General features: G+C 35.8%; 20 protein-coding genes. 14 read left to right on the top strand and 6 right to left on the bottom strand.

Annotation, left to right across the window (positions count from 1 at the left end):
- The first annotated feature begins 359 nt into the window (after positions 1-359).
- The gene (locus E7Z77_RS03180) at positions 360-665 is read left to right on the top strand and encodes a hypothetical protein (protein WP_292750135.1); all 306 of its coding nucleotides are present in this window, start codon (positions 360-362) and stop codon (positions 663-665) included.
- Between the two features lie 73 nt (positions 666-738).
- Here the strand turns inward: E7Z77_RS03180 and E7Z77_RS03175 are convergent, their stop codons facing one another.
- Positions 739-1,410, bottom strand: coding sequence for a DUF11 domain-containing protein (locus E7Z77_RS03175; protein ID WP_292750132.1), 672 nt, complete (start codon positions 1,408-1,410; stop codon positions 739-741).
- Positions 1,411-1,683: 273 nt separating this feature from the next.
- Positions 1,684-1,926 carry a hypothetical protein gene (locus E7Z77_RS03170; RefSeq protein WP_292750130.1) on the bottom strand — a complete coding sequence of 81 codons (243 nt, stop codon included), beginning with the start codon at positions 1,924-1,926 and terminating at the stop codon, positions 1,684-1,686.
- A gap of 122 nt (positions 1,927-2,048) precedes the next feature.
- On the opposite strand from E7Z77_RS03170, the gene E7Z77_RS03165 reads away from it, so the two are divergent.
- Complete coding sequence (locus E7Z77_RS03165) at positions 2,049-3,083, top strand: aldo/keto reductase (protein ID WP_292750127.1); 1,035 nt, start codon at positions 2,049-2,051, stop codon at positions 3,081-3,083.
- Between the two features lie 28 nt (positions 3,084-3,111).
- Here the strand turns inward: E7Z77_RS03165 and cobQ are convergent, their stop codons facing one another.
- Complete coding sequence (gene cobQ, locus E7Z77_RS03160) at positions 3,112-4,638, bottom strand: cobyric acid synthase CobQ (protein ID WP_292750124.1); 1,527 nt, start codon at positions 4,636-4,638, stop codon at positions 3,112-3,114.
- A gap of 583 nt (positions 4,639-5,221) precedes the next feature.
- On the opposite strand from cobQ, the gene lonB reads away from it, so the two are divergent.
- Together lonB and E7Z77_RS03150 are read left to right on the top strand one after the other, a co-directional pair.
- Complete coding sequence (lonB, locus tag E7Z77_RS03155) at positions 5,222-7,102, top strand: ATP-dependent protease LonB (protein WP_292750170.1); 1,881 nt, start codon at positions 5,222-5,224, stop codon at positions 7,100-7,102.
- 83 nt (positions 7,103-7,185) lie between these two features.
- On the top strand, positions 7,186-8,610 hold the full coding sequence (locus E7Z77_RS03150; protein WP_292750121.1) for a Mur ligase family protein: 1,425 nt from the start codon (positions 7,186-7,188) through the stop codon (positions 8,608-8,610).
- Here E7Z77_RS03150 and E7Z77_RS03145 read toward each other — a convergent pair.
- On the bottom strand, positions 8,600-9,082 hold the full coding sequence (locus E7Z77_RS03145; RefSeq protein ID WP_292750118.1) for a hypothetical protein: 483 nt from the start codon (positions 9,080-9,082) through the stop codon (positions 8,600-8,602). The two genes, E7Z77_RS03150 and E7Z77_RS03145, sit on opposite strands and share 11 nt — an antisense overlap.
- On the bottom strand, positions 9,072-9,974 hold the full coding sequence (locus tag E7Z77_RS03140; RefSeq protein WP_292750115.1) for an ADP-ribosylglycohydrolase family protein: 903 nt from the start codon (positions 9,972-9,974) through the stop codon (positions 9,072-9,074). The genes E7Z77_RS03145 and E7Z77_RS03140 overlap by 11 nt, the downstream gene beginning before the upstream one ends.
- A 98-nt stretch (positions 9,975-10,072) precedes the next feature.
- Between E7Z77_RS03140 and E7Z77_RS03135 the strand changes: the two genes are divergently transcribed.
- Positions 10,073-10,591: a GNAT family N-acetyltransferase gene (locus E7Z77_RS03135; RefSeq protein WP_292750113.1), complete on the top strand. Its 519-nt coding sequence runs from the start codon at positions 10,073-10,075 to the stop codon at positions 10,589-10,591.
- A 20-nt stretch (positions 10,592-10,611) separates the two neighbouring features.
- The gene (locus E7Z77_RS03130; protein ID WP_292750110.1) at positions 10,612-10,983 is read left to right on the top strand and encodes a zinc ribbon domain-containing protein; all 372 of its coding nucleotides are present in this window, start codon (positions 10,612-10,614) and stop codon (positions 10,981-10,983) included.
- Positions 10,984-10,994: 11 nt separating this feature from the next.
- Here the strand turns inward: E7Z77_RS03130 and E7Z77_RS03125 are convergent, their stop codons facing one another.
- Positions 10,995-11,513, bottom strand: coding sequence for a hypothetical protein (locus tag E7Z77_RS03125; RefSeq protein WP_292750108.1), 519 nt, complete (start codon positions 11,511-11,513; stop codon positions 10,995-10,997).
- A 90-nt stretch (positions 11,514-11,603) separates the two neighbouring features.
- On the opposite strand from E7Z77_RS03125, the gene E7Z77_RS03120 reads away from it, so the two are divergent.
- The 8 genes from E7Z77_RS03120 to E7Z77_RS03085 all read left to right on the top strand — a co-directional run bounded on the left by E7Z77_RS03120 (position 11,604) and on the right by E7Z77_RS03085 (position 21,590).
- Positions 11,604-12,518, top strand: a complete 915-nt coding sequence (locus tag E7Z77_RS03120; RefSeq protein WP_292750105.1) for a ribose-phosphate diphosphokinase — start codon at positions 11,604-11,606, stop codon at positions 12,516-12,518.
- A gap of 2 nt (positions 12,519-12,520) precedes the next feature.
- The gene (locus E7Z77_RS03115) at positions 12,521-12,811 is read left to right on the top strand and encodes a hypothetical protein (RefSeq protein ID WP_292750102.1); all 291 of its coding nucleotides are present in this window, start codon (positions 12,521-12,523) and stop codon (positions 12,809-12,811) included.
- 5 nt (positions 12,812-12,816) lie between these two features.
- Positions 12,817-14,781: an excinuclease ABC subunit UvrB gene (gene uvrB, locus E7Z77_RS03110; protein WP_292750100.1), complete on the top strand. Its 1,965-nt coding sequence runs from the start codon at positions 12,817-12,819 to the stop codon at positions 14,779-14,781.
- 109 nt (positions 14,782-14,890) lie between these two features.
- Entirely contained in the window at positions 14,891-17,779 is a 2,889-nt protein-coding gene (gene uvrA, locus E7Z77_RS03105) for an excinuclease ABC subunit UvrA (protein ID WP_292750097.1), read from the top strand.
- Between the two features lie 39 nt (positions 17,780-17,818).
- Positions 17,819-18,157: a P-II family nitrogen regulator gene (locus E7Z77_RS03100; RefSeq protein ID WP_292750095.1), complete on the top strand. Its 339-nt coding sequence runs from the start codon at positions 17,819-17,821 to the stop codon at positions 18,155-18,157.
- A gap of 208 nt (positions 18,158-18,365) precedes the next feature.
- A complete protein-coding gene (locus tag E7Z77_RS03095; protein ID WP_292750092.1) occupies positions 18,366-19,865 on the top strand; it encodes a DUF2193 domain-containing protein in 1,500 nt (499 codons plus the stop codon).
- A gap of 10 nt (positions 19,866-19,875) precedes the next feature.
- Positions 19,876-20,640: an MIP/aquaporin family protein gene (locus tag E7Z77_RS03090; RefSeq protein ID WP_292750091.1), complete on the top strand. Its 765-nt coding sequence runs from the start codon at positions 19,876-19,878 to the stop codon at positions 20,638-20,640.
- 131 nt (positions 20,641-20,771) lie between these two features.
- Complete coding sequence (locus E7Z77_RS03085; protein ID WP_292750166.1) at positions 20,772-21,590, top strand: DUF368 domain-containing protein; 819 nt, start codon at positions 20,772-20,774, stop codon at positions 21,588-21,590.
- Positions 21,591-21,620: the final 30 nt, after the last annotated feature.

Here is a 21,620-nt window from a genome sequence, read left to right as displayed (position 1 = left end):
TTCATTTTTTTCAGGACTATTTTCTCAACATGTTATGCCTGTCAAATAATTTAAATAACTCTCAATTAAATTGAATGCATTATAATTATATATAATTTAATGGCATGCTGATTACATTAACTGAAAGGTATCTAAAATACAATTTATTTTTCAACTCGGAATATACATCAAATACTTTCCAAAAACAGTTTTCGAATAATTGATGGCTTCAGTTAATGTCATGGAATTGATAGTTTGTGTTATCGGCAAAAATTAATTTAATTCACGATATTGTCAATTGGATAAGAGGTAATTACTTGTTGATTGTAATTACCGTATTGTTTAAGCCCAATATTTGAGAATAATCGATATTATCGGAAATGTTGCGCAACATATCGATATTGTCTGAGTTTAAATTAGTATCCACTTTCGGATTATATCCAGTTCCTGAATCCATCGAAGAAAACTCATGCCAAATACTATACGGAGCATGCTTTGACATTGAAAAGGAGGCATTAGAAATAAGGGAAAACAACACTCCATTAACAAATCTGATTGATAAAGATGGCTATAAATTTTTGAATATCATCTTCAACAATGCTTTATTGAATGTTAGTAAAAAGCCAAAAGGTGACGGAATATTTTATGGAGTGAACGACAAATATACAATTCCTGGTGGAGGATAATCCTCCCATATTATTTTTTTTTAAAAAACGTAAAACCCCCATATTCTATTAGAAAAAGAATAAAATGCTCCAATTATCTTTTAATAACTGGAACTGATAATAAGAATATGGATATCATGGCCAAAAATATAGGATTTCCTGTCTCATGCATTTTTGCAGATGCATGTTTTACAAATTCAGATATTTCCGAATCATCGCTAGAAAGTACATCAATTTCTTCCTGTTCATAAGTTTCATTGTTTAAATTGAGTGTATCGCTAGTAATATATGCCTCGTTTATTTTTTCACCTACAGTCAATGCCTGTGTAGTAATGTATAATGTTACAGATTCCTCGTCAACTGTTAAGTCACCAATATTCCAAATGCTGGTTTCAGGATCGAATGTTCCTTTTTCAGTTTCGTGTTTAATGTATTTTAAACCATCTGGTAATTTATCGTAGACTTTAACATTTTTTGCTGTATCCGGACCAAGATTTATAGCTTCTAAAATCCATGTAACATAATCGCCAACATTGACATTTTCTTTATCAGCATCATTATCCAATACAAGATATGCACCAGAACTATTCTGTGTATCGTTGCTTTGTGAAGTTGCTTCTGTAGAATTTGAAGCAGATAATAATTCCTGATTAGAGTTGTCTGCAGTTGAGGTAATTCCCAAATAGGCAGCGCCTGTTTGGTTTTCATCAATTTCGTAAGCATTAGCCGCGCCAATTGATGAGATAAAAATAATTGCAATTAACATGATTAAAATACTTCTGCTTTTAATTATTTTCACCTCCTTGAATTGATTCGATAAAATATTTTCATCTTAAATCACTAATCGCGATATTATTTGATTAACATTATTATTTTTAATATTGATAGTATATAAAACAATATAATAAGTTAAATGGCATGGTCATAGCTATTGTCAATGAAATATAATTTGAGAGGTGGGAAACTTAAATTTTAAAAACTAGGAAATATGTGAAATACAAAAAAAAGAGTATAAAAATAAAAAAAAGTAGAAGCTGAATTATTCAGCGTTAATCTCAATATCAAAGGTTTTTGCTTCAATAGCTGCAGATTCACCAGGCTTAATGGTGTAAATTGGGGAACCAAGTAAAATTAAGTTGTTGTTAATTTCTCTGATAATGTTGTCTGCTACTTCTTGCATGTGGGTTCCTTCATATAAGAAACCTTCGTCACCGTTACCTTCTAATTTGTAGGAAGTTACTTCACCATTGACTTTGTTAGTTGCTTTTACATTTACAATCATAATTCAATCTCCAATTATATTGATATTATTTATTATGTTAGTTAACATTTTTAAATAATGCGGTTTAAATTTAAAATTAATCAAAAGTATTATTTTTTTTACATGCGATGAAAAGTGATAATATGGAATATACTAAATTGGGAAATTCAAGTTTAAAAGTAAGCAGAGTCTGTATGGGATGTATGGGATTTGGAGACCCGGAAAATGGAATGCACACCTGGACATTGCCGGAATCAGAATCAATGGAAATCATTAAAAAAGGATTGGATAGCGGAATTAACTTTTATGATACTGCAATAGGCTATCAGAACGGTACTTCTGAGCAATACCTTGGAAAGACAATAAAAGAATATGCCGCAAGGGATGAGGTCGTTGTTGCCACTAAGTTTTTACCAAGATCCGAGGAAGAAATCAAAAACAATGTTCCCGGCCAGATGCATATTCACAATTTTGTTGAAAAGAGCCTTGAAAACTTGGGTTTGGATTATATTGATTTGTACATTTACCATATGTGGGACTATAACACACCATTATATGATATCCTTGAGGGATTAAGTGAAGTCATCGATGAAGGCAAAGTAAAGTATATTGGTATTTCAAACTGTTTTGCTTGGCAGCTGGCAAAGGCAAATGCATTAGCTGAAATGCAAGGATTTAAGAAATTCGTTTCAATTCAGGGACATTATAATCTGATTTTTAGGGAAGAAGAACGGGAAATGATTCCATTATGTAAAACAGATAATATTGCGGTTACTCCATACAGTGCACTTGCTTCAGGAAGGCTTTCCAGAATGCCTGGAGAGGAGTCAAAAAGGTTAAATGAAGATTTTTATGCAAAACTTAAATATCAGAATACTGAAGCACAGGATTTGGAGATTATTAAAAGGGTAAATGAACTGGCAGGAAATTATGATGTTTCAATGACTGAAGTGTCTCTTGCATGGCTTCTGACTAAGGTAACATCTCCGATTGTCGGTGCAACCAAAATGCATCATGTTGAAGGTGCAGCAAATGCCATTGATTTAAAATTAACAAATGATGATATTGGTTATTTGGAGGAACCATACGTAGCACATGATCTGGTTGGCGTAATGGCTGACAATAAGGCTACCGCCAATGATGATGATAAGGTATGGGCTAAACATGCAAAAATTTAATATCTGTTTAGCTCGAAAAAAAAGAAGTTCAATCAAAAAGTAATTTGTCTATGATGTCCATATCGAGATTCTCTTCAACTATTTCGGCTAATTTATTTAGGGAATAGTCCTTTTGAGTTTCATATGGATCTTCACCATATTTTGCTTCTAAACCTTTTTTCACACGCAAATAATTTAGGAATTCTCTTCTGAAGTTGTAGTTGTGGAATATTCCATGGAAATAGGTTGCAAATACATTTCCGCTTGAGGCACCATCAATCTCACCATCTTCGTTATTTCCTTGACCTTTGATGATGTTCAATAACGCTTTTGATGATAGGAGTTCTGTTGTTCCTTCATGTATCTCATAACCGCTCACCTCTTCGCCTGCAATGTTTTTGAAGATTTCACCTGCAAGGCCATCAATATTTTCAGGGATTGTTGCAGTTGATTGAGTAACGATTTTGCCGGCCCTTGAAAAACTGGATTCAATATCCAAAAGGCAGAGACCTTCGATTGTCCCATGTTCGGATTCGCGTTTTTCTTCATCATGAATTACATTACCTAAAATTTGCAGTCCTCCACAGATTCCAATTATCGGTATTTCTTCTGATTTCTCAATAATCTTATCGGCAAGTCCGCTTTCACGCAGTGCATACATGTCTTCTGTTGAATTACGTGTTCCAGGAATTATTATGGCATCAACATCACCGATGTCATCATTGATGCCTATCATTTTCAATCCGACATCATCCTCATATTCAAATGGATCAATGTCTGTGAAATTAGCTATTTTAGGCAGGCGAATAACTCCAATGGTAATGTCCTTGTTTTCTGCAAATTCATGGGTTGTAAGTGATGCTGAATCTTCTTCAGGTAATTTTAAAGTTTCATCATATGGCAAGACTCCTAAAACAGGTTCGCCGGTAATCTCTTCAATTCTATCAAGTCCAGGTTTTAAGATATCTAAATTGCCCCTGAACTTGTTGATTACTGTTGCTTTTAGACGTGACCTGTCATAATCATCAAGAAGAACATATGTTCCTGCAATGGCAGCAAACACCCCTCCCATTTCTATGTCAGCTATTAAAATCACGTTTGCATCGGCAAGGTGAGCTATTTCCATGTTTGCTATATCCTGGTCGCGCATGTTGATTTCTGCTGGAGAACCTGCTCCTTCAATGATGATGATGTCATATTGCTCTTTCAATATTTCAAAACTTTCTTTTATTGCATTAAAAGCGGTATCATGGTATTTGTGCTGGTAATCATAAAAGTTCATATCACCAACGGATTTTCCCTGGATGATTACATTTGAGGTAAAATTTCCTTTTGGTTTAAGCAAAACAGGATTCATATGTATGCTTGGTTCAATCATTGCCGCTTCGGCTTGTAACATTTGGGCTATTCCTATTTCACCGTTTTCTTTAGTGGTGTATGAGTTTAAGGACATGTTTTGGGATTTAAATGGAGCTACATTGTATCCCCTATTTTTATAAATTCTGCATAGTGCGGCTACAAGCATGCTTTTTCCGGCATTTGATGAGGTTCCTTGAACCATGATACATTTTGTCATGATAAGATATATTGAGTTAATATTATAAATAATTTAGAATGAGTATAACTAAATCTAATTTGAAGTAGGAATTCTACATATCCTTTTCGGGGGTTTCAATACTCTGATATAAAAACTGATTGAATCGGGATGTGAAGCCTACTTTCAAATTCGATTAACAAGATTTAAATATTGAAATTTATCTTGTTGTTATTATTTTTAATTGTTAATAATATATAATAGTGTCTATTTTTAAGTATTTTTAACTGTTTGATAAAAAAAATTTATTTATAATTTATTTTTGATAAAATATCAATTTATAAACCCTTTTAATATAAGTGATGTATATTATATGTTATATCGATTCGCAATCTGATATCATTTTTTATATGATTTATTTTACTTACTTTAATTTACTAAAATAGAAAACTTTTTATATAGTGGGGATTTAAATAATATTTAAATAGTATTTTTAACTTAACTTTTAATGATAGATTAGATTATGTGAGGTTGTTTAATGAAATTTGAAGAACAAGATGTAATTGAAGATTCTTCTAAAGAAGTTGTGGTTGAGAGTGAAATCAGCGAAGATAAAACTCAACCAATGTTAGATTATAATAATATTAAAAGCTCACAAGATATTGAAGTTCCACCCTTATTAATTGACCAGGTTATAGGACATGAAGAGTCAATTGAAACTATTAAGAAAGCTGCAAAACAAAGAAGGAATGTTTTGCTGATTGGAGATCCGGGTGTTGGAAAATCAATGCTTGCAAAAGGAATGGCTCAAATTTTACCTCATGAAACTTTACAGGATATATTAGTATACCCGAATATGGAAGACAATAACCATCCTTTAATCAGAACTGTTCCTGCCGGTGAAGGTAAAAAGATTGTTAGGGCTACTAAAGGTTCAGCCAAAGGTCAGGAAGAAAGGAAAACCATTATTACCATGTTTGCACTTGCAGGTGTATTAATCATAGGTTTCATGTATGGCAGATTGTTAGAGTCAATTATTGCAGCTGCTTTAATTTTACTTATATCTATTCAAATTAAACCAAAATCCAATGTTATGTCTCCAAAATTATTGGTGAATAACCAGGAATCCAGGTTTGCACCGTTCATGGATGCTACAGGTGCTCATGCAGGAGCACTTTTAGGTGATGTACGTCACGACCCATACCAATCCGGTGGACTTGGAACCCCTGCACATGAACGTGTTGAAGCGGGAATGATTCATAAAGCTAATAGAGGAGTATTATACATTGATGAGATTGGTACAATGTCAATGAAAACTCAGCAAGAGCTTTTATCAGCAATGCAAGAGAAGCAATATGCCATCACAGGTCAAAGCGAAAATTCAAGTGGGGCAATGGTAAGGTCACAGGCAGTTCCATGTGACTTTGTCTTGGTTGCTTCAGGTAACCTTCAGGTACTGGAAGGAATGCACATTGCAATGAGGTCCAGAATCAGAGGATACGGTTATGAAGTATTCATGAAGGATTACATGGAAGACACTACTGAAAACAGAGAAAAGCTAGTCCAATTTGTAGCTCAGGAAGTTAAAAACGATGGAAGAATTCCGCACTTCGCTCCGGATGCATTGGATGAAATCATCCTTGAAGCAAAAAGAAGATCCGGAAAACAAAACGCTTTAACTTTAAGACTCAGAGATTTAGGAGGATTAGTCAGGTCTGCTGGTGATGTAGCTATTGAAAAAGGAGATGATTTAGTAACTGCTGAGCATGTATTTGAAGCTAAAAAATTCGCAAGAACCTTAGAGCAACAAATAGCCGACAGGTCAATCATGCAGAGAAAAGATTACAGTATGGTTTCAGCTGAAGGAGGAAGAGTTGGTCTTGTAAATGGTCTTGCGGTAATTGGTGATAGAAGCGGTATCGTCTCTCCAATTGCAGCTGAAGCTGCACCTACCCAATCTAAGAATGGTGGTCAGATTATCGCTACAGGTAAATTGGGTGAAATAGCTCAGGAATCTGTTCAGAATGTTAGTGCATTAATTAAGAAATACACCAACAAGGACATTTCAGATTATGACATTCACGTTCAGTTTATCCAGACTTATGACGGTGTTGAAGGTGACTCAGCCAGTGTAAGTATTGCAACTGCGGTAATTTCAGCAATTGAGGAAATTCCAATAGACCAGACTGTTGCATTGACAGGTTCTCTAAATGTTCGTGGAGATGTAATGCCTATTGGTGGAGCAACCGCCAAAATTGAAGCTGCAGCTGAAGCAGGAATGAAAAAGGTATTGATTCCTAAATCTAACATGAAAGATGTTATGATTGAGAAAAAATACGAAGACATGATTGAAATCATTCCTACCGAGACTTTAAGTGATGTTTTAGAAAACATTTTAATTAGCGGTTCAAGCAAAGATAAGCTGATTGAAAAAATGAAAAATATCGGTTCTAAAGTCGTGGAAAAAGTTCCACAAACAACAATAAATAATCCAACAACCAATTAAATGTGAGTTAAATTTTTTAATTCACTCTCTTTTTCTTATTTTTAGCACAATTTTTATATATTTTCTAAGTTAAAAGATTACTTATGAGTAATGTAAAAACAAGTGTTGGAAAATTTTTAGCCAAAGTTGGCGGGCCGTTTGCTAGGTTTGGTTCCGGAAGCGGTAAAAGTTTTCCAGGAATAATTTTTTCAAAAGTTGCAGGTATTGAAGCAATTTCAGATTTGTCTAAGGAATTGAAAAACGGTTCTATCATACTTACAGGGACTAATGGAAAGACAACCACCACAACCCTTTTAATTAAATTATTATCTAAGGACACTCAAATCAGGAGCAGTTTTGAAAGTAACACAATTAATGCTATAGCTACTGCATTCATCAATCAAAAAGGTGATTTGGGAGTATTTGAATATGGTATTCGTAATATCAAATATGGAATTCCAGATACTGTCCAAAGGGTAGTGGATCCGGTAGGAGTGGTCTATACTACAATTTCACAGGAACACACTCAGGTGGCAGGTGTTAAAAATCCATTTAAAGATTATTTTAAAGCTAAACTATTATTATGCCAGGGCATGGAAAGGGGTATAGTTGTAACAAACGCAGATGATCCCCGCACTGCATATATCGGATATCTGAAAGAGCAAGATATTGACGTAAACTATTATGGAATAGCTATTGATGATATTGAAGACATTTTTGATGAAGATGATATTGAATGCCTTAATTGTGGAGAAACACTAAAATACGAAAAAAGGTTTTTAAATCATAGAGGAATTTATAGCTGTTCTTGCGGATTTAAACGTCCAGAACCTAATGTCAAATTAACCAACGCAGTATTCGGTGAAGATTCATGGATTTTAACAATTGATGGAGACTTGTATAATTACACATGCAGTTGCGACCTTTCATTTAATGTTGAGATAACTGTTCCTCCATTCGGTTTCCATAACATCTACAATACTTTGGCATCCATCACTGCTTATGCTTCATTCACTCCAAAAACAGAAAATATCGAGTCCACCATTAAAAAGGTATTCAACAACTTGGACATGTCATTCATTCCTCCTGGAAGATTTGAGGTTGTACGGGTTGGAGATAAGAATATCGGCCTTGGACAGGGGGACAACGGTGATGCAATGAAAATCAATGCACTGTTCATGAAGCAATATGCAAAGGATTCTATAGAATTCATTTACACAACTCCGGATGTTAATGAAGAGGACATATTCAATGATCATTATAATGTCATTAAGGCAATGAATCCCGACCATGTCATTGTTGTTCCTGGAAGACACTCCATTGAAAAGGCTGAAGAGTATTATAATATAATTAAAAAAGATTTTGACACAGCCGAATTTTATCCGTTAAGCTATGAGGAAATGGATAAGAGGATAGCCAAATTAACGGAACTGGCTTTAAAATCAGAATATAAAAATGTTATAATGACCGGTTGTGGTGAAGAACAGGCCATGTGGGAAAATATCAAACAGAATTTTATTAATAGATAATCTTATTATCTATTATCTCTTTAATTTTATTGTAGAAGTCACAATCCGATTTTTCGAATTCTTCAAATGATGCGTCAATGCTGCAGCTGCAGACATCTGTCTTTCCGATTAGATAATCTTCTGAATCTTTTTTTATGAGAATTCCAAATAACTTTTCTTCGCTGTCAGCATATTCATTGAATTCCTCCTGCGTGAGCTGTAGATTGCAGTCTTCGCTTGAAAAGATATCGCATTCATTGATTATTGGCATGAAGGTCATCATTCCGGCAGGTAAGAAAATATTTTCACTTTCATGAATTTTCAGAAGTCTTTCTTCATAGCTGTCACTGTCTTCAATGCCATATCCCTTAATTTCGAGGATATTGTTTGTACCCATGTAGCCATCATCATCGATGATGAAAGCGAGCAGGTTAGGGTCTACATAATTATCGCATGTAGCCCTAATATTTTTAATGGTTTCATTAAGATTCATCACAAAATGCCTCGTAATTTTCACATAATTCAAGCACATAGTCAAGCTTGTCGATTTGTTCTAACCAATCTATAGGAATAGATTCATATCCGTAATAAATTCCAGCCAATCCTCCGCAGATTGCACCTACCGTATCGGTATCTTCACCCAAATTGACAGCTTTTAAAACGGCATCCTTGTAATTTGAGGTTGTTTGCATACAATGTATGACGCATTCAAGTGTCTTGATAACATAACCGCTGCTTTCCACATAATCCAAATCATCATTGAATATTCTTTCAAAATGATTCAATTCACAGGAATCCTTATAATGCTCTTTTATTTTTTCACAGGAGTTTTTAACATGTTCCCTGATTTCCAAATCATTTTCAAGCATGGATTTGGCTATTTCAACATATAATACGCAGGCAATTTTGGACCTTTCATGGGCATGTGTGAGGGCTGACATGTTTTCGATAGTTTCGTAATCAACATCTTTGAGGTAGGCTAGAGGCAGAATCCTCATCAAGGAACCGTTTCCGTTGTCTCTTTCACCATTCATCCCGGATTCTAGGGCAGGAATACCGTTACCGTGATAATTATTCAATGCATTGCTTGTTGTAATTCCAATATCAAACAATTCAACTTGGCAGTATTTGTTATTTGCATACCACTGCCAGAATTCGTTCATTATATCGTCATAGTCAATGCCTTTTTTGTCTGCAATGCTTGCCATTGTGGCCAAGGTCATTGAAGTGTCATCAGACCATGTTCCCGGAGGCATATTGTATGTTCCATAACCCCTCATGTCTGTTACGGGATCATTATCAAGGACCAATTTAGGTTCAAACTCAACAGGAACGCCTAAGGCATCACCAATAACAAAACCGCAGATTCCATCTTTAACTTTCATATGAATATCTTTATTCTTTCGAGTTAATTAATTGTGTGTATTTCTGGTTAAAATTATTTTTCAAAATTTTTATATTATTCGAAACCAAACTTTAATCAATGATTTTTAAAACTGATAATCTCATTTTAAGGCCTTGGGAAGAATCTGATGCGGAATGCTTATATCATTTTGCAAAAAATCCTAAGATTGGTCCGATTGCAGGATGGCCACCACATGAAAGCGTTGAAGATAGCTTGAATATTATCAGGACAGTTTTTTCTAAAAAAGAAACTTATGCAATCGTTAAAGATGACATTCCTATTGGATGTGTTGGATTATTGTTTCATCCAGATTGCAATCATTATTGGGGTGAGAATTCAGCTGAATTGGGCTATTGGATTGCTGAAGAGTACTGGGGAAATGGATATGCCGTCGAGGCATCCGAATTTCTAATCAATAGGGCATTCCGGGATTTGAATGTAAAGGAAATCTATGCATCTTTCAGATATGAGAACAAACAGTCAGGAAGGGTTTTAGAAAAGTTGGGATTTAAATATTATGCCAAATTGAATAATATCAATTATAAAGGTGAAGCGTTTTTTGAAATAGCGATGAAACTGAAAAATAATTTATATTAAAAAATATTAAATTTTAAACAATGACAAGAATTTGTAAAAATTGCAATTTTGAAAATCAGGATGATTATGATTATTGCGCCAAATGCGGAACACCACTCGTAGCTCAGGCAAGGCCTAAACAGATTTATGTTTATAATTCCCAGCAGATCCCGCCAATCAATAAGAAGGCACTTATAGCAGCTTATATCACAACAATATTCCTATCTTGGAGCGGTTTTGTTGCAGGAATCATTGCAAAAAATACTATCTTTGCCACTTTCACCTTTTTCGGTTTTTTCATGCCTTTTTATCTTGTTCAATCAAAGCATCCAACCTTAAGAAAACATGGGATGATAATGATGGTTATCTCATTACTTGGTGTTGCCCTTTCATTTTATGTACTTCTCCATTGAAAAATGGAAAATCATACTATATGGAATTTGATGTTTCCCATAAGGACCTGTAAAGGAATTTCAGCAAGATTCATCTTACTGTTTGACATTGCTGTTCCAACGGCATCTCCTCTGGACATGCCCCCTTGAGCATTTTCATTTCCGGGATAACCGTAATAGCCATCATTTGCACGGATGTCATCAACTATTGTTGCACCAAAAATGGATTCGGCAGCGGCATTGTTTATGCTGACGATTAGATGTGGTGTAAACTGATAAGAATAGCTCATTATGTCACGTGCGGCACCATAAGGATCATCAGGGCTGTCTAAATGTATATTGTGCAATGTCTGGCCCTGTGCATTAAAGGAACTTCCTGGATAAACCCAATCAAAACCGCCTAAAAGACTGAACTTGGCGGCCATGTCAATACCGGGGTCTCCCTCATCAGTATCTTCTGCAATAATTAGAATAGGGCTTGCCAGTGTAAATAATAAAAATCCAATAATTAAAGCCGCAATTATTGTTAGTATTGTTTTTCCCTTTTTCATAATTACATTTTATAAGACATTTAAATATTAATACTTAACTTTTTTAATTATCAGAAATATATATTAAAACATAAAAATTTTGGTGATATTGTGATTATAGGTGGTTCATCTTCACAAGATTTAGCTGCTCATGTAGCACGTGAACTTGGAGAAGAATTATGTTATGTTGAAACTAAGAAATTTCCGGATGGAGAAAGATATTTAAGAATCGATGGTGAAATTGCTGATGAAGTGACTGTTATCCAGTCAACAGGCTATCCTCAAGATGAAAACTTAATGGAATTGCTCTTTATTATTTCCAATCTGAAGGATTTGGGAGCTAAGAAAGTAAGGGCAGTAGTTCCATATATGGGATATGCAAGACAGGAAAAACGCTTTAATCCTGGAGAGACTATTTCAGCTAAGATTATCTGTAACTTAATCCAGGCTGCAGGTGCGGACGAATTCATCACATTCAATATTCATGAAGAGTGTGTTTTAAACTTCTTCGATATTCCTGCTAGAAATATTTCAGCAATGCCTGCAATTGCGGAATACCTTAATAAGAAATTATTTAAAAAAGGTAAAGACAAACCGATTGTCATTGCTCCTGATAAGGGCGCTTATGGATTTGCACAGGAAATTTCCGAAATAATCGGTTGCGATTGCACTTATTTGACAAAAGTACGTTTAGGACCGGATAAGGTAGAAACTAAAATAGTTGATGTCAGATGTGATAGCGAAAGCGAAAATACCGTTAATGTCGATTCAGTAAAAGGCATGCATGCAATCATTATTGATGATATCATTGCTACAGGAGGAACCATTGTAAATGCAATCAACATCCTAAAGCAATACGGCGCAGAAACTGTAGACGTGTGCTGTGTCCACCCTATCTTAACCAACAACGGCGCAACCAGAATCTATGCTGCAGGCGCAGACAAAATCATCGGAACTAACAGTTTATCTTCCGATACTTCACGTGTATCTATAGCTAAAAGCATAGCAGATGCATTGAGGGAATAGTTATGGATAAAGAAAAAATCAAAAAGGAACTCCTGGAGGGGTCCAATAATATTTTAACCAGATATGGTGAATATGAGCTTGTGGACGGCATATCAGTCATGAATATGGCTGCAAAAACCGTATTTTTGGGATCTCTAAGGGTTCACAATGAAGATAATGTTGAAAAAATTAAAAAAGACTTAAAGAAAGAATTTAAAGATTACGGAGAGCTTGCAATAAGGGATGAGAAGGTTGTCCCTTGCTGTGCTCCAAATTACATACACATCAGTTTCAATATTTCAATTAATAACTAGATATCATGAAGGAATTCAAGTTACAATCACCCTACAAACCATTAGGTGATCAACCAAAAGCCATTAACTCATTAGCCGAAGGCATAAAGAACGGCATTAAAGAACAAACTCTTCTGGGAGTGACAGGTTCTGGTAAGACATTTACAATGGCAAATGTCATTGAGGAAGTTCAAAAACCAACTCTTGTCATTTCACACAACAAAACTTTGGCTGCACAGCTGTATGAGGAATTCAAGGAGTTTTTCCCTGATAATGCAGTCGAATATTTTGTCAGCTATTATGATTATTACCAGCCTGAGGCATACGTTCCGAGGACTGATACTTTCATCGATAAGGAAGCGTCCATCAATGATGACATTGATACAATGAGGCATTCTGCAACTCAATCACTGCTCTCAAGGGATGATGTCATAGTCGTAAGCAGTGTAAGCTGCATCTATGGTATCGGTTCACCACAGGACTATGGGGAATTCGCTTTTGGAATAAATGTTGGAGATATTTACGACAGATCTGAAATTCTTGCCAGACTTGTTTTTATGCAATATGAGCGAAACGATATAGAATTTGCACGTGGGCAATTTAGGGTCCGCGGTGATGTCATTGAAATAAATCCGGTTCATGGAACACCACCAATAAGAATTGAACTGTTTGGCGATGAAATTGATGCCATCAGCATAATAGACAAGGTAACCGGAAAAAAACAGGAGTCACTTAAAAGATACATGATTTTCCCTGCAAAGCACTTTGTTGTAGGTCAGGACAAGATGGATGTAGCCATTTCCAAAATCACAAATGAACTTGAAGAGAGACTTTCAGAGTTAAATTCAATGGGAAAGCTCCTAGAAGCTCAGCGATTGGAGCAAAGAACTCGTTTTGATATAGAAATGCTTCGTGAAATGGGATACTGTCCGGGGGTAGAAAACTATTCCATGCATTTATCAGGACGTGACTGGGGCGATAAGCCTTATTCACTTTTGGAATATTTCCCTGATGACTTCCTAACAATAATCGACGAATCCCATGTTACCGTTCCTCAAATCAGGGGAATGTATAATGGAGACCGTGCACGTAAGGAAACTTTAGTCGAATATGGTTTCAGACTGCCTTCAGCTAAAGAGAATCGTCCTTTAAGGTTTGATGAGTTTGAAGCTTCTGTCAATCAGGTTATTTACGTATCGGCGACACCTGCCCCATATGAGCTTGCAAAATCAAGAAATGTCGTTGAACAAATCATCAGGCCAACAGGTCTTGTCGATCCTGAAGTAATCATAAGGCCGGTAACAGGTCAGGTTGAGGATTTGCTTAAGGAAGTCAAAATCACGGCGGAAAAGGATGAAAGGGTGCTTGTCACCACATTGACAAAAAGGATGGCTGAAGATTTAACCGATTATTATGCGAGGATAGGTGTTAAAGTAAGGTATATGCATTCAGAAATCGATACCCTGGAGAGGATTGACATCGTAAATGACTTGAGAAGGGGAAAATTCGACGTTTTGGTTGGAGTTAATCTTTTAAGGGAAGGTTTGGATTTGCCTGAAGTGTCCTTAGTAGCTATTTTGGATGCAGACAAGGAAGGATTTTTAAGAAATGAAACTTCCCTGATACAGACAATCGGCCGTGCAGCAAGAAATGTGAACGGTCGCGTAATAATGTATGTGGACAACATGACCACTTCCGTTAAAAACGCTTATGACATTACGCTTAAAAGGCGTAAATTACAGATGAAATACAATGAAGTTCATGGAATTGTTCCAAAATCCACTCAGAGAACATTAAAAGAAAAACTTGCTGAGGAAGATGAAAAATATAAGGTTAAAGGCGCAGATATTGAAAAAATGCCTAAAGATGAACTTCGCTTATTGATTAGAGATTTGGAAAAGGATATGAAAGATGCAGCAGCAAGGCTTGACTTTGAAAGGGCTGCTGATTTGAGGAATAAGCTTTATGCTTTGAAAGGTTTTGACAAATAATTTCTTTTTGGAAATCGGACATAATTTTGAATTACTTTTCAAATGCTCTCAGAAACATTTTATAAGGTAGTTTGTTCTAATAATATATAACTAAATTTAGGAGATTATTATGGCAGAAGAGTCAAAAAAACAAATTGTCATCAAGGGTGCACGTGAGCACAACCTGCAGGATATTGACGTCAGTGTCCCCCGTGATGAATTCATTGTAATTACAGGCATTAGTGGGTCTGGAAAGTCTTCATTAGCTTTTGATACAATTTATGCTGAAGGACAGCGTAGATATGTTGAATCACTTTCAGCTTATGCAAGACAATTCTTGGGTCAAATGAAAAAGCCGGAAATGGAATCAATTGAAGGACTGTCCCCAGCTATTTCAATAGACCAGAAAACAACAAGAGAAAACCCAAGATCAACTGTAGGTACAATTACAGAAATTTATGATTACTTGAGATTATTATATGCAAGAATAGGAATTCCTCATTGTCCGAATTGTGGAAAAGAAATCTCACAGCAAACCATAGGACAAATTGGAGAATCAATCATTGAGGAAGGGGAAGGAATTAAAATTCAAATATTGTCCCCAATCGTCAGAGATAAGAAAGGCCAATTTAAGGATGTTTTAGAGGACCTCAGAAACAAAGGTTTCGTAAGGGTTCGTGTTGATGGTGAGATTAGGGATTTGGATGAGGACATTGAGCTTGCAAAGACATACAGGCACAACATTGATGTGGTTGTCGACAGATTGAAAATCAGAAAGGATGTTGACTTCAAAAGGAGGCTGGTTGATTCACTTGAAACCGCTGCGGAATTTACTGAAGGGTTGATTACAGTATTGTTCACAACAGATGATGGGGAATATGAGAAGAGATACTCCGAACATTTCGCATGTGTTGACTGTGGAATCAACTTTGAGGAATTGACTCCTAGGATGTTTTCATTCAACGCTCCTCAGGGTGCTTGTCCTGAATGTAATGGTATAGGTTCAAAAATGGAAATTGACCCTGATTTAATCGTTCCGGATAAGACATTGACATTAAACGAGGGAGCTATTGCGCCTTGGTCAAAATCCGCAAAAAGAGAAAATTATTATTATCAGATGCTTGAAGCGGTATCAAAGCATTTCAATTTCAGCATGGATGTTCCATTCAATGAATTGGATAAGGAATATCAAAATACTATTCTATATGGATGTAAAGACAAAATAGCATTCACATTTAAACGCAGAAATAAGTCTTACATGGTTAACCGTAAATTTGAAGGGGTTATTCCAAGAATGGAAAGATTATACGTGGAAACAAAATCTAACTACTCCAGAAAATACCTTTCGAAATTCATGTCTGACAGGAAATGCCATGTCTGCGGCGGTAAAAGGCTTAGGCCAGAAGTATTGGCTGTCACAGTCGGCGGAAAATCCATTATTGATGTCTGTGATTTGGCTATTAAGGATTCATATCAATTCTTCCAGGATTTAGAACTCACAGAAAGGGAGAATTTTATTGCAAAAGAAGTTTTAAAGGAAATTAAGGAACGTTTAAGCTTTTTAGTGGAAGTTGGACTTGATTATCTGTCAATGTCAAGGTCTTCAGGTACATTGTCCGGTGGGGAGGCTCAGCGTATTCGTTTGGCAACTCAAATAGGTTCAGGCCTTGTAGGTGTGTTATACATTTTGGATGAACCTAGTATTGGGCTCCATCAAAGAGACAATATCAAACTTATTGAAGCGTTAAAGAGGCTTAAAGATTTAGGAAATACTTTGGTTGTTGTTGAGCACGACGAAGAGACCATCTTATCTGCAGATCATGTTGTGGATATTGGTCCTGGAGCAGGTGAGCATGGCGGTAAAGTGATAGCTCAGGGAACACCATTGGACATTATGAAAAATCCTGATTCCATAACAGGGCAATACATTTCAAGAGTTAAAAAAATTGACATCCCTGAAACAAGAAGGGAAGGAAACGGCAAGTTCATAACAATTAAAGGTGCCGCCCAAAACAATCTGAAGCACATTGATGTTGAAATCCCATTGGGCAAATTCACTTGTGTAACAGGCGTTAGCGGTTCCGGTAAAAGTAGTTTAATTAATGAAATCTTATATAAGGGAGCTAAAGGAAAGCTTGCTAAAAAATTCACATTTGCAGGTAAATACGATGAAATAGAAGGATTGGAAAATGTTGACAAGGTAATTGCAATTGACCAAAAGCCTATTGGAAGAACACCAAGATCCAACCCTGCAACTTATACAGGTGTATTTACGGATATCCGAGATCTGTTTGCTAACACTCCTGAATCCAAAGCAAGAGGATATAAGCCGGGAAGGTTCTCATTCAATGTTAAAGGTGGAAGATGTGAAGCATGTTCCGGTGACGGTATTGTTCAAATTGAAATGCACTTTTTAGCGGATGTTTATGTGCCATGTGAAGTTTGTGGCGGTAAAAGATACAATGAAGAGACCTTGGATATAAGATATAAAGGTAAAAATATCTATGAAGTCTTGGAAATGACTGTTGAAGAAGCATTGGAATTCTTTGAAAACCTTCCGAAAATCACCAAAAAACTTCAAACATTATATGATGTTGGACTGGGCTATATGAAAATAGGTCAGCCTGCAACAACATTATCCGGTGGAGAAGCTCAAAGGATTAAGCTTGCTAAAGAGTTATCAAGAACAAGTACCGGTAAAACACTGTATATTCTTGACGAACCGACAACAGGTCTTCATTTCGCTGACATTAAAAGACTCCTTGATGTTCTTGCCAGATTGACTGATGCAGGCAATTCCGTTGTTGTAATTGAGCATAACCTGGATGTCATTAAAACAGCAGACCATATCATTGACTTAGGTCCTGACGGCGGTGATGGCGGAGGTCAGGTTATAGCTACCGGTACACCTGAAGAAATAGCCGAGTCCGGAACTTATACCGGCCAATTTTTAGAGCGTATGCTTGATGAGAATATCACTCCATATGCAAAGGAATTGGTAGAGGATATCGGCAAATAATTTTTCTTCTTTTTTTTTTATTTTATTCGGAAAGATATTATGAAAAGGATTATTGCAGTAATACGTGATGAAAAGTTTGAGAATGTAAAAAAAGCTCTTTTGGAAGAGGGATGTGAAGGAATGAACGTTTCCAGTGTGAAAGGTAGAGGAAAATTTCCACGTATTAGAAATGCATATAGGGGTTCTCAATTTTGCATTGATTTGATTCCTAAAACAAGAATTGAATTGATTGTAAATGAAGAAGATTTGGATCGCATTATTGATGTTATTGTTGAAAATGCAAGAACCGGAGAGATTGGTGATGGAAAGATATTCGTTTCCGATGTTGAAGAGGTCATAAGAATTAGAACAGGTGAGAGAGGTTCTGATGCAGTTTAATTAAATAATTTTTTTTCAACTAAATGGATTACTTTACTTCTTTACTTTTTATTATTAATCAACTTTTTTTAATTTAAATAACCATTCAATATTAATTTTTTTACTTTTAAAGATTATTTAAACATATTTAAATAATATGGTAGATAATTTATAATTATCTAAGGGTGTTAAGCAAATGCTTAATGCCCTTATTACCTAGGTGATAAAAATGAGAGAGTTATACGAAAAAATGATAGACGAGTCAATGGCTGCTCAAAAGGCAGACGTTGCTGTTATATCAGAAAATAGGTACAATGACTTTAAAATTACTGATGCAAAACCTTATGCAGATGCTGTATCAGGCATGAAAGCATTAGACAATCAAGCAGAATCAGTAATTAACTTACACAAGGAATCTGTAAAAAACCATTATGAGATTTTATCTTCCATTACAGACACTTTAAAATGTGAAGATGACCCGTTCATTGAACATTTCCAAACTCCTCCAATCTTAGAGATTTTATGTGAAGAAGATGGTGAATTCGCAGACAGTATGGATAAATTTATCCAAGCTATCGCTGATTCAGAAGCATTGATTGCTAAAGAATCCATTAGAAGATACGGCGGATTTTATGGGCCAACATGTGTTGTTGACTTTGCATTAATGCCTGGAAGTACAAGTAATGTTGTAAATCAAATATTGCAAAAAATGGATATTCCAGTACTTCACAAACAAGCAATTTTATCCGCTAAATCATGGGGTATGAACACCTCATATGGTATTGGTGATGCATTTGCTAACGCTATAGAAGACGGTGCGACTGCTGCTGAAGCCACTGAAAAGGAAATTGCAGCATTGCAAATGATTTATAAAACTCCTATTGAAGGACAAGGCCAATTGATGGATGATGCTGACCACACTTCATTCGATGTAAGAGACTACATGAACAAATATAAAAAAGCAATGACTCCTGTAGTTAAAGCTGCAATGGATGATGGTGTGCACTATGGTAATATTGTAACCGTACCAGCATACTGTGTTGGTGATATCGGACACCACATAGGTCAATCCACATATAATATGTGTAAAGATGACATGACTTTAGCTATTGTTCAAGCAACTGCTGAAGTTATTGAAGCTACTTTAAGAAATAACTTAGATAATTATGAATCTCCATTCAATGTGTTAAAATTATCTACTGGTGCATCTGCATGTGCAACTGAATTTATTTTAGAATTAGATGGATTCAATGCACCAATGATTGTAGATTTATTCTCTAAAAGATTCCACAACTATGTACAACAATACCCAACCAGAGGAGCAGCTGCCGAATTGCACAACTGTGACTTTATGGACATGATTTACAGAGGATATAATGCAATCAGCGGAGCTAGAAAATTCAGAGCTGGTACTGGTGGAGAAATAGTTCCAAAAATCACTGGATTTGAAGTTGACTTAAGCCCTATATTAAATAGTGAAATCGTAATGAACCCGCAAAGATACACTTATCCTGCATGTGGAATTACTGTAAGATACTCCTCATTAATGAGATTAGCTGACTACCCATGTCTTTTAACTTCAGAACCAATTACAGCAACAATGATGACTAATATTATAGCACTTAACAAAGAAGCACCAGGATCCCCTGTAAGAGGATGTAAAAACTGTGCCGCTGCTTCACTTGTAGATGGTAAACACGAGTATTGTCAATGGAGAGAAGCTGTATAGGTGAATTAATATGACATGCAACATAAGAAAAAAATTTTTTGCAGAACTTTTAGGAACATTTTTCCTAGTATTTTTCGGTACAGGTTCAGCTGTCGTAACATTATTGATTACACAGGCTGCAGGCGCTACCGGAATTGGACCTTTAGGAGGTCTTGGTGACTGGATTGCTATCGCTTTAGCATTTGGTCTAACTGTAATGATATGTATTTATGTATTCGGTAAGATATCAGGTGCACACTTGAATCCTGCTGTAACTATAGGATTACTTGTCACCAAAAACATTGCTTTAGTGGACAGTATCTATTATATAGTTGCACAGGTAATCGGTGCATGTTTAGGAAGCCTTTGTCTCTTCTTATGTCTTGGCGCTCCTGCCGTTACAATCGGTGGACTCGGTGCAACAGCTCCTGGTCTTGGAGTAAGCTACTTCCAGGCAATGTTTGCTGAATTCTTAGGAACATTCTTCTTAATGATGGTTGTAATGGGTGTTGCTGTTGATAAAAAAGCGGAACCTGGTTTTGCAGGTATTTCAATTGGTATGACTGTTGCTGCAGTAATCGTGGTTTTAGGAGCATTTACAGGTGCTTCAATCAACCCTGCACGTACATTCGGACCATACTTGATGGACACCTTGCTTGGTGGAGCTAACCTTTGGGCATTCTTCCCAATATACTTAGTTGGACCAATTCTCGGTGCAATCTGTGCAGCATTCGCATATGCATATCTTGCAAAAGACAGTGGAGTTTGCGAACTTCCACAACCATTCCAAGAATAAATCTTTTGATTTATTCTCTTTTTTCTTTTTTTTAATAACTTATTTAATTAATTAAAACAAATATTATTTTAGGTGATATTTTGAGTTTTGATATTAAGGAAGCTATTCTAATTTTTATTCGTGGAGTCATGATGGGTTCTGCTGATATTGTTCCTGGTGTTTCAGGAGGAACAATCGCATTAATTACTGGAATTTATGGCCATCTGGTCGAGGCAATCAGTAAAATCCGTTTTGGATTTTTAAAACCATTGTTTAAAGGGGATTTCAATGGATTCCTTACTCAATTGTTTGAGGAAATCGATTTTAAGTTTTTCATTCCATTGATATTGGGTATTGGTGTCGCATTCCTGACCCTTGCGAAGGTAGTTACATACTGCATGGATGTGCATACCGCACTGACATATTCATTTTTCTTAGGTCTGATTATAGCTTCTGCAGTCATTCTATTTAAAAAACTCAATCAAATTAACTTGAAAAATATATTGTTTGCGATATTGGGGGCCGTTCTGACTTTCATATTCGTCAGTCTGAATCCTATTGCGGCCAATCATTCATTGCTTGTAATATTCATTTCAGGTATGATAGCAATCTGTGCAATGATATTGCCGGGAATCTCAGGATCATTTTTACTTCTGCTTTTAGGTCAGTACAAATACATGCTTAATGCACTTCACCAGCTTCAATTGACAGATATCATTGTTTTTGTTGTTGGTGCCGTAATAGGAATACTTGGATTTTCAAAAATCCTCAATTACCTGCTTAAAAACTATGAAGAAGTAACAATGGCATTCCTTATTGGTGTAATGCTTGGTTCACTCAAAGTTCCAGCTGTTGAGATTGCAAATTCTGTCGGATTGAATTTTGCAGGTCTGCTGCCTTGCCTGATTGTTGCAATTGTTGGTTTTGCAATTATAATAATTTTAGAAACTAGATTTGATTATATTGAATAGATATCAATCTATTTTTTAAAACTTATTAAC

The organism is Methanobrevibacter sp. (assembly GCF_015062985.1).
Taxonomy (GTDB): domain Archaea; phylum Methanobacteriota; class Methanobacteria; order Methanobacteriales; family Methanobacteriaceae; genus Methanocatella.
Note: the sequence above shows the minus strand (reverse complement) of the source record. Positions and strands in the feature narration are given on the sequence as shown.